The organism is Qipengyuania sp. B-5 (assembly GCF_056857815.1).
Genome location: NZ_JBSXNU010000037.1, coordinates 82,974 through 97,318, shown reverse-complemented (window position 1 = coordinate 97,318; position 14,345 = coordinate 82,974). Strand labels below are relative to the sequence as shown.

General features: G+C 60.5%; 12 protein-coding genes and 1 tRNA gene. 6 read left to right on the top strand and 7 right to left on the bottom strand.

The genetic code is table 11. The features are described 5' to 3' along the window. Positions 1 to 255: hypothetical protein (locus AC13CE_RS05985; protein WP_482971855.1), on the top strand; the 255-nt coding region annotated here is incomplete at its 5' end. Positions 256 to 322: 67 nt separating this feature from the next. Here the strand turns inward: AC13CE_RS05985 and AC13CE_RS05980 are convergent. The 3 genes from AC13CE_RS05980 to AC13CE_RS05970 are packed head-to-tail and all read right to left on the bottom strand — an operon-like array spanning position 323 to position 2,199. Then, positions 323 to 1,654 carry a dihydrolipoyl dehydrogenase family protein gene (locus AC13CE_RS05980; protein ID WP_482971854.1) on the bottom strand — a complete coding sequence of 444 codons (1,332 nt, stop codon included), beginning with the start codon at positions 1,652 to 1,654 and terminating at the stop codon, positions 323 to 325. Then, positions 1,647 to 1,859 (bottom strand): GDCCVxC domain-containing (seleno)protein, encoded by a 213-nt coding sequence (locus tag AC13CE_RS05975; RefSeq protein ID WP_160681134.1) that lies wholly within the window; start codon positions 1,857 to 1,859, stop codon positions 1,647 to 1,649. Before AC13CE_RS05975 ends, AC13CE_RS05980 begins: the two co-directional genes overlap by 8 nt. Beyond that, positions 1,852 to 2,199 (bottom strand): mercuric transporter MerT family protein, encoded by a 348-nt coding sequence (locus AC13CE_RS05970; RefSeq protein ID WP_160681135.1) that lies wholly within the window; start codon positions 2,197 to 2,199, stop codon positions 1,852 to 1,854. Before AC13CE_RS05970 ends, AC13CE_RS05975 begins: the two co-directional genes overlap by 8 nt. Positions 2,200 to 2,274: 75 nt before the next feature. Here AC13CE_RS05970 and AC13CE_RS05965 point away from each other — a divergent pair, with 75 nt between their 5' ends. Beyond that, positions 2,275 to 2,664, top strand: a complete 390-nt coding sequence (locus tag AC13CE_RS05965) for a MerR family transcriptional regulator (protein ID WP_482971853.1) — start codon at positions 2,275 to 2,277, stop codon at positions 2,662 to 2,664. Positions 2,665 to 2,796: 132 nt separating this feature from the next. On the opposite strand, the gene AC13CE_RS05960 is transcribed toward AC13CE_RS05965, so the two are convergent. The 3 genes from AC13CE_RS05960 to AC13CE_RS05950 all read right to left on the bottom strand — a co-directional run bounded on the left by AC13CE_RS05960 (position 2,797) and on the right by AC13CE_RS05950 (position 6,795). After that, positions 2,797 to 3,429 carry a tyrosine-type recombinase/integrase gene (locus AC13CE_RS05960; protein WP_482971852.1) on the bottom strand — a complete coding sequence of 211 codons (633 nt, stop codon included), beginning with the start codon at positions 3,427 to 3,429 and terminating at the stop codon, positions 2,797 to 2,799. 286 nt (positions 3,430 to 3,715) lie between these two features. After that, positions 3,716 to 4,984 (bottom strand): ATP-binding domain-containing protein, encoded by a 1,269-nt coding sequence (locus AC13CE_RS05955; RefSeq protein ID WP_482971851.1) that lies wholly within the window; start codon positions 4,982 to 4,984, stop codon positions 3,716 to 3,718. After that, positions 4,981 to 6,795: an ATP-dependent nuclease gene (locus AC13CE_RS05950; RefSeq protein ID WP_482971850.1), complete on the bottom strand. Its 1,815-nt coding sequence runs from the start codon at positions 6,793 to 6,795 to the stop codon at positions 4,981 to 4,983. Before AC13CE_RS05950 ends, AC13CE_RS05955 begins: the two co-directional genes overlap by 4 nt. Before the next feature lie 189 nt (positions 6,796 to 6,984). On the opposite strand from AC13CE_RS05950, the gene AC13CE_RS05945 reads away from it, so the two are divergent. From AC13CE_RS05945 to AC13CE_RS05935, 3 genes are read left to right on the top strand one after another with little or no spacing between them, the layout of a single operon-like run. Then, positions 6,985 to 9,384 (top strand): hypothetical protein, encoded by a 2,400-nt coding sequence (locus AC13CE_RS05945; RefSeq protein WP_482971849.1) that lies wholly within the window; start codon positions 6,985 to 6,987, stop codon positions 9,382 to 9,384. A 41-nt stretch (positions 9,385 to 9,425) separates the two neighbouring features. Beyond that, complete coding sequence (locus tag AC13CE_RS05940) at positions 9,426 to 11,006, top strand: hypothetical protein (protein WP_482971848.1); 1,581 nt, start codon at positions 9,426 to 9,428, stop codon at positions 11,004 to 11,006. A 4-nt stretch (positions 11,007 to 11,010) separates the two neighbouring features. Continuing rightward, entirely contained in the window at positions 11,011 to 12,660 is a 1,650-nt protein-coding gene (locus AC13CE_RS05935; protein ID WP_482971847.1) for a hypothetical protein, read from the top strand. 402 nt (positions 12,661 to 13,062) lie between these two features. On the opposite strand, the gene AC13CE_RS05930 is transcribed toward AC13CE_RS05935, so the two are convergent. Continuing rightward, positions 13,063 to 13,136 (bottom strand) — tRNA-Gly (locus AC13CE_RS05930). 113 nt (positions 13,137 to 13,249) lie between these two features. On the opposite strand from AC13CE_RS05930, the gene AC13CE_RS05925 reads away from it, so the two are divergent. Next, positions 13,250 to 14,323 (top strand): PLP-dependent cysteine synthase family protein, encoded by a 1,074-nt coding sequence (locus AC13CE_RS05925; protein ID WP_221537885.1) that lies wholly within the window; start codon positions 13,250 to 13,252, stop codon positions 14,321 to 14,323. The last annotated feature ends 22 nt before the right edge of the window (positions 14,324 to 14,345 follow it).

The following is a 14,345-nucleotide window of genomic DNA, read 5'->3' as shown; positions in this document are numbered from 1 at the left end:
CGGACCCTTCCGCTTATCGGCACCGTCAGCAGCCGTCGGGATCAGCGCAAAGTCGAAATCCCCATAGCGCACCGCGTGCGGCCCGCGGGTTCGGGCACCGTCGACTTTCCGACGCCTCGCGGCGTCCGAAACTCTAAACGTTTCCGGACAGTCTGCTATCTAGCGCCGGACCTGGTCAAGCAGACATTCGGCTTCCGACGCCAAAGCAGACGCATGCCGACCTTTGTTGCTTCTTCAATGCGGTCGATCATTTAGCGAAAAGCAATGGGTATCTGCAGCATCCGTTAGGGAGTTTCAGGCGACTGGGTGAAGTCGCCGCACGTCAACCGACCATGTATCCTGCGTCAGACGCTGCTGTCGGGTAAGCGAACATCGTCGATTGAATATCGTTTGCAGTCAGCCCATGCCGGATGGCGAGACTGAAAATATTGATAAGTTCGTCAGCGTCGGGGCCGACGAGGTGTGCACCCAGAATGCGGTCCGAGCCTTTCTCGATCAGAACCTTGTGTCCATAAATCTCCTCGTTCAGACGCCGCGCCGAAAACCAGCTTGGGTGTGATCCAGCGTTCACCTCGAAATCCAAACCGGCTTCGCGCGCCTCGCGTTCCAGCGCCCCGACCCTCGCTGCGGGCGGTTCGGTGAAGAGTACGCTCGGCACGCCCCGGTAATTTGGTTTTCGACCGCTATCTTCGAGTATATTCTCCACCACGACCTTTGCATCGTGACTGGAAACAGGCGTCAGCGGCGGCCCATTGGCGGCAGCGTCCCCAGCGGCGAACACTTTGTCATTGCTTTGGCTGCGGAGCTGCGGGGTAAGCAACAAACCGGATTTACCCCGAGCTACTTCACCCGCCTCCAGGTCGAGTTCGCCGATTGCGGGCACTCTGCCTGCTGCATGCACTGCGAGTTCTGTCTCGATCGTTCTGTCGCCAGCGTGCACCTTGAGACCCGCGCCATTGTCCGTCACGCCGCTGACCTCCGCGTCCACAATCTCAATTCCTAGATCATCAAAACTCGGCATCAGCCATTCGACGATGTCAGGGTCGAATGCCTTCAAGAGACGGCCACGTTGGAGGATCGTGACTTTGGCTCCGGCGCGTGCAGCGAGATGGGCAAATTCCGCCGCAATATAACCACCGCCGACGAACACGATCTGATCAGGAAGTGTATCCAGTTCGAGAAAGGCGTCGCTGTGGGTCAACAATTCCTCACCTTTGATCCCAAGCGGTCGAGGGGTCGCTCCGGTTGCGATCAGTGCGTGGGAGAACCGCAGGTCGTTACCCTCCACTTTGATCCGATCGGGGCCAGCGAAGCGCGCCCTGCCGTGGAACGTTGCAACGCCCTTGCGTTCGTATCGCGCCTGTTGCTTTTCTGGGACAGGATTGGTGAAGCTGCGCTTGAAGGCCTGTAGTTCGTTCCAGTCTATTGAAGCCGACCCATCGATACCGTGCCCCTTCATCCGTCTGAAAGCTGCGAGCGCCTCCTCGCCGCTAACCATCATCTTTTTGGGGTCGCACCCGCGAAGGGCGCACGTGCCCCCATAGGGCCGATAATCGATAACCGCGCATCGCTTCCCCTCGTCGGCCATGCGATGGACAGCGACCTGCGCAGCCGTTCCGGAACCGATTGCGATGAAGTCAAACTTCTCAGCCACTACAGCAATTTCCCTCTTGGATCGGTGGGCAGGGGACCGTGCCGTATGAACAGAACACGCAGCAATCGCCGTGGAGCGGCTGAAGGCGTACGCCGCAGCTCGAGCAATTATAGAAAAACATGCAGGCGTTGGTCGGCATTTCCTCTTCCTTCTCGTGCCCGCACTCAGGGCAACGCAGGCGAGAAGTCAAAATCAGTTCAGCCATAAAAGAAAGCTCCAATCAGCAATACTGCACCGATGGCGATCCCTACGGCGGTCAAAACCCGATAGGTTAGTGAGCCACAATTCCCATCAGCCGGACACGTTCGGACGGTGTGAAATTGCCAAAGTAGTCGGAGGGTTGCCGCGAAAAGCAGAACCGACGCGAGGATAAGAAGCGGTGACCGATAAGGCGCTACGACCGGTGACACACTGCCAAGCCAAGCCGAACCTACGCCGACCGACGCCAGTGCCAAAGGAAGCGCACAGCAAGCAGCAGCACCGAATGCTGCAAAGAGGCCGCCGCCCGTAGCTAATCCGTTCCACCAAGTGCCAAGGCTGCGCATTGAATGTCCTTTTGCAGAATCCGAGTCGCAGCCATATCTACTGTCTGTAGCAACTACAGACTCAAGGGGTTTTGTGTGAAAATCGGTAAAGTGTCGAAGCAAACCGGATGCAACATCGAGACGATCCGCTATTACGAACGGATCGGCGTGATCGAGCCGCCCCCGCGCCAGGGTGCTTACCGCGATTATGGTCCGTCGGATATAGAGCGCCTCCGTTTCATCCGGCGCGCACGAGAACTCGGCTTTTCGCTTGAAGAGGTGCAAGCACTGCTCGATCTTGCGCCCCGACCGCAGAAGAATTGCGATCGAGTGCAATCGATCGCCGAACAGCACCTATCAAATGTTCGCACCAAGCTAGCAGATCTCACACGGATGGAAATTGCTATCGCCACATTGGTCGAACAGTGCGGCACAGGGAATCATGATCAATGTCCGGTGGTAGAGAGTTTAACCGGTAACGACTGAAACGGCCGCGCAGCAAGGTTCGAGCGCACCAGATAAAGCCGGCAGCTATCCACCCCATCCCGGCCGTTAGACCGCGTGTCGCAGATGCCTCAAAGCGGTCGGCCGGGGATCAACGGCCGACCGCTCAATGGCTTAAATTTCGGTGCGCTCTGCCAGGAGCAATGCGTCTTCAACATCGACACCGAGATAGCGGACGGTATTCTCGATCTTGGTATGCCCTAGCAAAATCTGGATCGACCGAATGTTGCCGGTGGCCCGATAGATCATTGCGGCTTTTGTCCGCCGAAGCGAATGCGTTCCGTATTCAGACTTCCGAAGACCGATCGCATTCACCCATTCATCGACTAGGCGGGCATACTGCCGCGTGCTCATGTGTCCGGCTTGATCGATCCTGCTGGAGAATAGATAATCGCCCATAGAACCACCCCGGCGTTCCAGCCAGGCTAGTAACGTGGCTCGCACGTCGGCGGTGAGTTCGAACTGGACTGGTCGATTGGTCTTCTGCTGAATAACGATCGCACGATTGCGGATGTCAGTGCCAGCAACCACGTCGCCAATCTTGATCTTCACCAAATCGCAACCGCGCAGCTTGCTATCGATTGCGAGATCGAAGAGCGCCTTGTCTCTCAACCGGCCTTCGCGATCGAGGTGAAAGCGGATCGCCCATATCTGTTTTTGCGATAGTGGGCGCTTGGTGCCGACATTCTTACCAGCGTTCCATGCCACGCGTCTCTGCATGGCAGGGTCAAATCGTGAGTATCCCATTGTCTTTCTCCTTGGCCGTCATTGGCCAAGGGAAGAGGATCCGAAGAAGGTGAAAATCTGGGGCGGGCAGAATCTGGGCCGGAAGGAGAATGTCCGGTCTCGGGTGCCGAGCTTGGGGAAGCAGACATTCGGACGAACCGAGTGCTTCGACAGCCGCCGCCGACCTTTCAGACCTTCAGGCTACCGAACTGGCAGCCCTAAAACGGTCGTTTGTTCATCTCACTCATACTGACGCCAGTTGAGCCTTTGCTGCCAGTCTAAAAGACGGCCACACGGCATCGAGCACTCAGGCGAACGGCGCGGCAGTGAGAATATTCTGGCCCTGGACGATAACATTGCACCAGCGCTTTGCCCGGGTGATGGCGTTGTAGAGGAGCCGACGCTTGTGTTCAGCATCGCCGCCCACCTGATAGGGCCAAATGACAACGACGCCCTCGAACTCCCTGTTCTTGGCCTGCTGGACCGTCATCGCGGTCAGTTGATGCGATGCACCGCCACCATGTTGCCGTCGCAGCGAGACCTGTCGCGCAATAACAGCCTCGATCTCCGCACGGGTGAAATTCACCCGTGCGCAAGCGTGAATCTGGTTCTCGACCCACGATAAAGTTGCGCGCACGGGTCCATTGCGCGGCATCGCTCGCAGCGCTCCACAGGCGTCAGTCGCCGACGCATCAGCCGCCAGGTCGAGACCGGCGATGATTGCCTGCGCCTCGTCGCGGTCATTGCCTTCCCAATGTAGATTATAAGGCCCATTTTTGTGTTTGCCGCAGGGCCCCTGAGCGAGACGAGCGACAACCGACGTGGCAAACCCGCCTTGCAGCGCTGGCGTGATCACCGCGACATCACCACCCTGCCGCCAAGCGATGGCATTGGCGAGCAAAGTCGCGGCAAGCGGCACACTGGCTCCCGGGGGCAGGAGCTTGAATCCCACGCCGTTAATGGGCGCATTGCCCGCACGGATCGCGGTCGCTGCCGCTAGCAGACCCGGTGAATTCGTGCGGCGCACCTGAACTAGTGCTTCCGGCTCGGTGTCCTGCTGCAACCAGGCGACCAGCGGGTTGGGCCGAAGCGCCTGATCGAGACACTGGAACTCGTCGGCGGCGATCAGCGCATGGCCTTCGCCCGCAAGGGCCTTGAGCATGCGCAGGCGCTCGGGCTTCAGGTCCTGACCTTCGTCGACAAGCACGATTGGAAAGCTTGACGCTACCCACGCGCCGACTTGGGCCTGTTCCAGTAGCAATCCGGCTGCGTCGCAGACGCGATCAAAATCGCCTTCGCCCGCAGGAGCTATTGCGAGCGCGCCCGCCAAACCCCGCCATCGGCGATAGATGCGCCAAGCAAAGGCATCGATCGTACAGCATTCCACGCGTCCACGAAGGTTGGCGACCGTCCGCAACCGCTCGGACAGGCGACGTCGCGATCCGTGCATGAAGGTGAGCGCGAGAACGCGCTGCCCGTCGCAAAGCGGATGGGCTTCTAGACGTTCCGCAAGCATCTCCATTAGTCGGTACGTCTTCCCGCACCCCGCACCGCCCTCGACAGCCTGAATGGTCACGGTGTGAAGACCTTGATCGCCGGATGGTCCGGGTCCGCTACAAACAATGGATTGTCGATGCCCTGAGCGACTTCGGTGATGGCGTTGAGGAGCGATCGTGCTCGGGCGCAACATGCCTCATTTGCACCGACCGCCCCCGCTATCGCTTCATAGCTGGAACTATCCTTCTTGAGTCCGCCTGATGCACGCACCTCGTCCTTTAGCCGTGCGACGAGATCCGCCACATTATCGGGTGGATCGTCGATCGGAATGATCGGCAGGCAACCGGGAGCATCTGCATCGATGATCCAACCGATCAAATCCTCGAGCATCTGGCCGTCGGCCCAGCGCAGGATAATTCCTGAATTCGGCGCGCCAGCTTCAGCAAGCGCATTTGCATAGCCCACGCCCTCTGGATCTCCATCGACCAACGCGACCACACGTGGGTGAAGTGGCGACATCGTTGCCACCGTTCGCAACACGGAACCGTCATGGGTCGGGATGACGCCGACGAAGGCGTCGAAGCGGCATTCATCGGCAGCGGCCCAGCTTTGATGGAGATCAACAGCCCGGACGAGCAGACCCAGCCATTCATAGTCCGTGCGTCCCTCAGGAATCAATACGAAGTCGTGCATGACCGCCGCGATCGTCTCGACGCGGTTGACCTGAAACAGCTTTCGGATGCTGTTGGGCGTGTCCGCCGGCAAGGTTGATTGTAGGAGAGGCACTGAAGTCAGGACGCCGCCTTCGTTGCGCAAGACAACGACGCCACTCGGGTCAGCCAATGCAGCGACCATCGGCGAGTGGGTCGAGACAAAGGTCTGGGATGACAGTGACTGTATGCGATGCACCAGCCGCCGCTGCAACGCCGGTGGAACATGCAGTTCGGGCTCCTCCAGCGCCATCCAGAAATTCTCGTCAGCCTCAACCCGCAGTCGTCCAAACTGCAACAGCAGCAACAGATGCTGCAGAGACAACAGTCCGCTACCGTGTCGTTTCGCCGGAAGCGGTAGGTCCGCGCCATTATGGGCGTAGTGCGATACGACGGATTCGAGCAGCCCGTCCGAATCGGTGGGCGTCACCCGCAAATGCAATGTCGGGTTCATCCGGAAAAAGCCGCTCAGCTCATGATTGAGCCGGTCGACGATCGGCGAGAGCCGTTCGTCCTGCTCGAGCCTAGCTTCCGGCGCGCGCAAACGGTCGCGCTCGGCGAGAACCGACTCCGAAGGCTGTCCGTCGCCAGCGGCGACTACGCGGCGGAACAGCTCGGAACCGAACGACACGGTTCGGTCCCACGTCCGCGCTGCAGGTACGAAGAAGAAGCCGAGTTCTCGGATAAGACGCGCAGGAAGCGGGGTCGCCATCTCGTCGTCAAACACATCGCCGACACTGTCGTCGTCGTGGAAATAGCGCAGCGTCTCTACCTCGAGCGATGGCCGATGGAAGCGCGCCGAGAAGGCAATCTGGCAGGCGAGCTTCCATGCTGGATCTGTACGTGCGGGATGGACGGTGCCGGTCGCCGCGTTCCACCACTTGACGATGCCCCTGTCGTCCCGGAACCAGTCCGGATGCTGGGTCGGATCGTCGTCATGGAAACCGATGACTGTTGCGGTTAGCCGAATGCGATCTGCAGGCTGCGGATTGCTGCCGTAGAAATCATGCTCGGTCAAAGAGCGAATCATCCGGTCGCGGCCGAATAAGAGCGCCAACGCCTCGATCACCGTGGTCTTGCCGCAGTTATTGGCACCAACAAGCACTGTGTGCGGCGAGAAACGCACTATGCCGTGTTGCACGCCCCGAAAGTTCTCGATCTTAAGGCTGGCGATCTCCATTTCTTCCCCCCGCTACCGATCGGACGGCAATTGGAGCCGCATCTGGCTGTCAGCATGACATCGTCGAGCAGGCCAGTGATTGCAATCCACCGTAAAGGCATCGTCAACATCTTGCCATAAGGATCGAATATCTCGTTCGCAGAACACTAAATAGTGCAGTTTGGACACCAACCGGTGTAAAATGGGGAAATGACTGTCACCCAGACCACGGTCGGCAAGACCGAAACCGACCTTGAAGTCCACGCGAACTCGGCCCTAAAGATTGCTTTGCCCTGGCTCGATGTCGCTGGAATAAAGCATCAGCTGACCTTCTCCTTTAGACTGGGCCACAAGACGGTCCAGATTAACGGCGCCAAAGCCTCCAGTCGGCGCGGTCGGCTCGATATGCTGATTGAAAGCGCCGGCAAGCGACTGGCGATCCTCGAACTGAAGAAGCCGGGGCAGCCGCTCGACGCGGACGATGTTGACCAGGGGCTATCCTACGCCCGCGTGCTGCATCCCAGACCCCCGATCGTGATCGTCTCGAACGGAACCGAGACCCGTACCTATGCGACCGAAACGGGCGATCTTCTAGAGAACGGGCTGGCAGATGAGCAGGCCTTCGCTGCCTTAATGGATGCCGCGATGATGAATGCCCACGCCGGTCTGCAAGATGCCATCGCAACGCTCATGGGGCCGGGTTCGGCTGTCTGGATGGCCGCCATCCGGGCCGCTACCGAGCAGACGCTCGACGAACTGACCGGCGGCTGGAGCGACATTCGCACTCCGTTCACGCCCGATTTCCACATTTCGCGCAAGGCCTCCGCTGAGGCGATGACGGTTCTGCTTGGCACGCGCCGCGTCGTCGCGATCGAGGGTGCACCCCTGATCGGCAAGAGCCATGTCCTGCGCGAGCTTGCGATCGGCACAACCGCGTCGGACGAGATGGCAGTGCTCCTCGTCGAGGCATCGGGCACCGCCGCGATCGGGATCACGGAGGAGATCGCCCGGCTCCTGTCGGGGACGATCGGATGGCGTATTTCGGCTGAAGAGGCACGGCGCTGGCTCGAGCGGCTCGCGTCATCCGATGGTCCGCAACTCGTGATCGCCATCGATGGTCTGGGCCTCGAACATGACGGCATCCGCCGTGAACTCGAAGCGCTGTCGGCTCAATTGATGGGGCCGAAGGTGAAATTCGTAGTCGAGGCCGACACTTCGGTGGTCGACCGTCTATGGAAGGGTGTGACGCGGCGTAAGGATACCGTCTTCGCCCGTCGAGGCGTGCGTATCATGGTCGATCGGCTCGACGACGACGAATTTGACCAGGCCCTGAGGGTGCTGCAGCGGCATGACGTGACCTTCATGCATGGTGCGGACAGGGCCGATGAATATCGCCAACCCTGGTTGCTGCGATCGATGGCGGCCAGCGTTGTTGAAGCGCCGGAGAGGACCAGTGGCATGACGGCAATCCTGCCGCCGCTGCTAAGCCTCGACCTATTCCGCTATACCCGCGCTCACTTCATTCAGGATGAACTCGCTGAACAGGCGGCGACCTTAGCACGCGCGGTGCTCGATGATTATGGCCGGGGCGATCGGCCCAACGACGTCATTCTGCGATCGATGCACAGCTTCATGGTTCGCAGGGCGACGATGCGCGACCATGCCGATAGCGACGAACTGGGGGCGATGGTGCAGTCTGGCCTGACTGGAACTGCTCTCGACATCGGCAATCGACCTCTCGTCACCGGACGCATTCCCGAACTGATTGCATCCGAACTCGCGCGGCAGATCGCTGAGCAATTGGCTGAGCGCATGGGCGACGAAGAGGGGGATGCCGACGCGGACGCCGCCGACTGGCTCGTCGCGACAACCGCGCGCCTGCCCTTTGGCGATGTGATCGGCGCGCAGGCGCTGGTCGATCTCATTTCATGGCGCAACGGCATCTCGGTCGCGTTCCTGAATAGGTTGTTCCAGCGGGCGCCGGAGGTCCGCCCGATCAAGCCGGGTACGCGCGCAGTCGTCTGGATGCCGAGCGTCGGCCAGCTCAACATGACGACGCGCGCCGACGGCGTGACCGTGATCAAGAAGCCCGGCTGGAGGGAAGGCATCGAATTGCCCGCCGGCGAAGCCGCGGTGACCTATGCCGATCTCGACGCCTGGCTGATCCTCTCGCATCTCGCGAGCGTTCGGATCGGCGCGCTCGCGACCGATGAAGACCGGATTGTCGGCCTCATGGACCCGGCGATCTTGGCGCTGGTCGGCACCAGTCCGATCCTTCTGCGCCGCGTGCCTGAAGATCCCGAACGCTCCGGCCACCACACCCATAACGGCCCTGGCGGTGCCCAGCTCGCCTGCCGTGAAGACGGAATCATCGAGCCGGTCACCTTCTCGCTCCTGCGCTTTCTCGAGCGCGAGCAGGACAATGCCGACGAGTGGCTCGGGGAGGCTTGTGACGACGGATCCGCCCCCTTGCTGAATCGCCTTTCGCAGGCCCTGTTCATACTGACAGTGCTGAACCCAAAGGCACCGCGGGCGAAATGGGCCAAAGTCCGGCTCGACACATTGGTGAATCCGGCGCTGAAGAAGGCCCTTTCATCGACCGAGGGTTAGCGCGTAATCTGATGTCGTCCTTTCCACCACTCCCCGATGATATGCCCGAGCATCTCAGAGTGCTCGTGGAAGATTTGGATCGCCGCCAGCAGGCCTTCGATGCGGAATGGCCGAAGGTCATGGAATTGCGCCGACGATATTTCGTCGAGCGGAGCGAAGCTGCCAAATTGGAAATGGAGGCGGCGATCGAGCGCGCGCAGCGCGCCCGTGTCGATCTCGATGCCGCGATCGCGGCTATGTTCGAGGCCGCCGGGATCGATCCGGACGATCTTGCCGAGGAAAGAGAGCCGGTCGGCGACCCTTTTCCGAGGCTCAGTCGGGCATCGATCGTGGAGGGGACACCGGCTGCGACTGCTTATGTCGAAGACCATCTGCCCGAGGCAATCGAGTTCATCGAACGTCATGCGCCCAACGGCTGGTTGGAGCGAGAACCTGCTGACCTTTTTCGCTTGTCATCGGTGGCCGATGAACAGCCCGTCTCAATTCTAAAGGGTGTGCGACTGGAAAGCGAACGGCCGAAAGGACACCGACTTCGCCAAGCCATGACATTGGCGAAGGACTATCTCGCCAACGATCCGCGCTACGACCATTTCGGCGGCGCGCTGGCCGTAACCCAGCTCGCCCAGCTCGGGCGGCGGATCGAGGCGCTGCGGGCGGTCGGTGGTTCCCAAGAGAGGATCGACGCCCTCTATTCCGGCGCCGAGACCGATGCGACTATGTTCGAACTTCTCGTGGCAGCTGCTTGCTCAGCGCAGGGCAGAGCCATGGTCTTCGTCGAGCCAACGAGCGTCAAATCGCCTGATCTGCGCTGCACGGACGCTTTCAACATGGTCGTCGAGTGCAAGCGCAGCGCAGCGCTCACGGTCTATGAGGTCGATGAGGAAACGCGGATGCGTAGCCTGTTTCGCCTGCTCAGGGCTAGCGCGATGGCGCGCGGTCAGTTCGGCAGGTACGAGGTTGCGTTCTCGATCGAGGCCAGCGCGGTCGATATCGCGGATGTCGCCGCGACGTGCCTTCGGCAGCGGCTTGCCGCGCATCCCGAGCGGCCACTCACCTACCCATGGGGCAACGTTGCTTTTAAACCGCTGCCACGTCGCGTCGACCTCGACGAGGTGACGAAGGCGTACAGCCCGATCATGCTGGATGAGGTATTCGGTTGGAAACTGGAGATGCCGAGCTGGGATGGCTTCATCTGTCAGATCGACGGGCCTCCCGCTGTAGCCGTAGACCAGGTGCGCTCGCCGGTTGGGCTCGCCTGGCGGGTCGACGCGGAGGCAGCGATCACCAAGCGGAGCCGGGCACCACTGGGCCTGTTCGCTAAGGCGGTAACGCAGGTACCGCGCGGGGAGTTCGGGTTGGTCTATGTCGCCTATCCCGAGGGCGCGCGCTCCGATGTGGCCGACAATCGCACCCGTGCGTACATGGAGCGCATCCATCAATGGGAGCATGACGGCGCCATTCGTATTCCCGCCACCTTCCTCGTGCGCCAGTTTCCTCTGCCGACCGGTCATGGAAATCCGGACATGGTGGAGAACACGATCCGGTTCCTGAGCGAGGAAGGTGGCGGCGACGAGTGGATCTTCCGCGAGTATCCAGCCGCCATCTTTACGAGTAAGGATTAGCCGATTGCTTCGGTTTTCCGATCTGAACCCGGCCCTGCTCAATCCCCGCAGCGATCAGACGGTGTTCGAGGCGACCATCAATGCGCTCGGCACGTACACGACGGAGCATTTCGTGCTGCGCTTGAGCCCCCGAACGCATGAACTGGTCGATGCCATCACCCGGCAGGAAACAGACGGCTATGAGACGGCCGAACTGTATCAGGCCTATTCCACCTATCTGCACGAAACGATCCACTGGTGGCAACATGTGGGCTCGACGGCAGGCCTAATCCTGAGCCTGGCCTATCCTGCGCAGGTGTACGGCAGCATGGGCTTCCTCGCGGATTTTGCGCGCGAGGTCGGCGCCGTGAAGCCGATCAAGGGATGGGCAGATCGCGCTTTGATCGACGGCACGCCGACCCTCGATCCAGGGCTCGTTGCCGGCAATGTCGCCGTAAACAACGCACTCGATATTAACTACTATAAGCAGCTCGCCCTCTTTCCCGAGTCGGTGCTGGAGCATGAGCGCTCGCCCTTCTTCCTCGGTGTAGGGCACAGCTATCTCAAGGCCTATGGCGACACCGTCAGCGCCATCAACGGCTCGTGCGACTTCACTGACGGCCAATTTCCAAATCCCAAGAGCTGGGATGCGGAAACCCGTCGCCTGCATGCCGAGCGCAGCGAAGGCTTTCCTTATGGTCCGCGGCCGCCCTACGCGGAGATCGGCCGGCGCCACATCTTTGAAAGCCAAGCCCGCTTCTGTCAGATCCAGTTTCTGGCGTCGGCCGGCGGCCCTCAACTGCTTCAGACCTATCGCGACGGTGGCTATTTCGCGCCGCTCTACCGGGATGCCTTCGAGCTGTTCCTCAGGTTGACGGCCACACAATGGCCGGAGCGCTACGACGACCCGCTGGTCGGTCTCTTTCTTTTGATTTGCGATCTGGCGATCAACCCCACGCGTGGTTTTCCGCTGGATATCGAGCATTTCGACGACCTCATCAGCGATGTGGATGCAGGCGCCCGTTTCACGCTTCTGTGTCTGGCAGCGGCGGAGGCGCCGGAACTTGCGAACGGCGTGCAGACCTACTCCGCCCTCGAATATGATTATATTGCGGGTCGGCTGACCGACCGTTGCGGTTACGACCATCCGCGTGCGGCCCTTGAAGCGGTCGTCAGCCTTGTCGGAGATGGTGGTCCGGTCGACGCGCTGATGGAGGAGCATCGCACATTCGGCTTCCGAGCCGTCAACACGCCGGTGCGCGTCATGGTCGCGCACTATATCGCTTTCTGTCGCGACAAGCTGAAGCGACCTGAATTCTTCTGCTGGCCCGGTATGTGGCTGGCGGGCGATAAGGCGACGCCCGAGGAGAGCGCCCTTCTTGTGGATCATCTGTCCCTCTTTCAGGACCGAGCCGATACCGAGCAGATCTTTCCGCGCGCGATACGTGGCCGCAGCGATCAGAACATCAACATGCTCGTGCAGACCTTCTTCACTGGCATGCTCGTGTACGATCTGGCGCTGCAATGGACCCTGCGACCGGGGCCGTTCTGCTACGACTTCAAATGGCTCACCGGGAAGAGCGACAACGCCACCCTCATCGCGCTCGCCAAGCACCAGTTCCGACAATATTACGGGATCGACTGTGATACGTGCAATCTAATTGATCCACCTTAGATCTGGTAGCAAGTACAGAGTAAACTCATCGGTGGCTTGCCAATGCGGTTCCGGCTTTCCGCTTCACGAGCGAATTGATGGTGTTTTCCTGGCAGCGCAGCAGATCATCTTCCTCATCATTCGCGACGAAATGGAGCCTCCTGATCCGACGTCGGCTTTAGGGCGCGCCGATCAATCCACCGAATGACCGGGAAGGGAGCGCTTTGCTGTCATCGCGGCAAGCTTGATCGAACGGCAGGTTTCGGGCGAAAGTTGCAACCGCTCGAATGACCGAGGTGAGGGCGCAAAGCTAATGTTCCCACAAGCCAGCGATGGAAATTGGATGTACGAAGGTCCAGCCCCGGCGGCGCGGTGCAGCAATCTGCAAATTAGGCGCAACTTTAGTGCAACCGGACAACCCGCTGGAGCGGGTGAAGGGAATCGAACCCTCGTCGTCAGCTTGGGAAGCTGCTGCTCTACCATTGAGCTACACCCGCGAGGTGGGGCGCTTGCCATGATTTTCGCGAAACGGTCAATACACTCCGGCCTTGCCCGCGGAAAATGGCGGCGCCGGGGTTCCCCTGCGGTCCGGAGGCGATACAAGGCCCCGATGACTGACAAGCGCGAATGGCAGAACTGGGCGATTGGCCGGATCGAAGCGGATTTCAATCGCTCGGCCGATACGCATCTGATCCCCTTGCCGGTCCCTTCGCTGCCCGACATCGCGATCTACCTGAAGGACGAATCGAGCCATCCCACCGGCAGCCTCAAGCACCGGCTGGCGCGCTCGCTGTTCCTCTATGGGCTGTGTAATGGCTGGATTCACCGGAACACTGCTATCGTGGAGGCGTCGAGCGGGTCGACCGCCGTTTCCGAAGCCTATTTCGCCCGCATGCTCGGCCTGCGCTTCATCGCCGTGGTTCCCCGCAGCACTGCGAAGGCCAAGATCGATGCGATCTCCTTTCACGGCGGGGAGTGCCATTTCGTCGACAAGCCTTGCGAGATCTACGATGCCGCGCAGGCGCTGGCGGACGAGCTGGGCGGGCATTACATCGACCAGTTCACCTTCGCCGAACGGGCGACCGATTGGCGGAGCAACAACAATATCGCCGAATCGATTTTCACGCAGATGTCGCGTGAACCGCATCCGGTTCCCCATTGGATCGTGTGCGGCGCTGGTACTGGCGGGACATCCGCAACCATCGGCCGCTATGCCCGCTACAACCGCTTTGCCACGCGCGTCTGCGTGGCCGATCCGCAAGGTTCCGTCTTCCATCGCCACTGGGCGGACAGATCGGTCGAGCGGGTGGATCATCCCTCCGGCTGCATCGAGGGGATCGGCCGCCAGCGGGTCGAGCCCAGTTTCCTGCCCGACGTGGTCGACCGGATGGAAGTGATCCCGGACGCTTGCTCCATCGCTGCCGCGCACGAGGTGAGCGAGCGGCTCGGCCGGCGCTGCGGCGGGTCGACCGGCACCAATGTCTGGGCCTGCGCAAAGATCGCCGCGGAGATGGCCGACAGGGGAATGTCGGGCTCTATCGTTTCGATCCTCTGTGACGACGGGGCGCGCTATTCGGACACCATTTTCGACAACGACTGGCTTGCCGAACGCGGGCTCGACATCCTACCGCAAAAAAAGAAGATCGCGCATTTCTTCGATACCGGCACTTTCGCTGCCGGATAGGCGCGGCGAATACGAGAGAGGG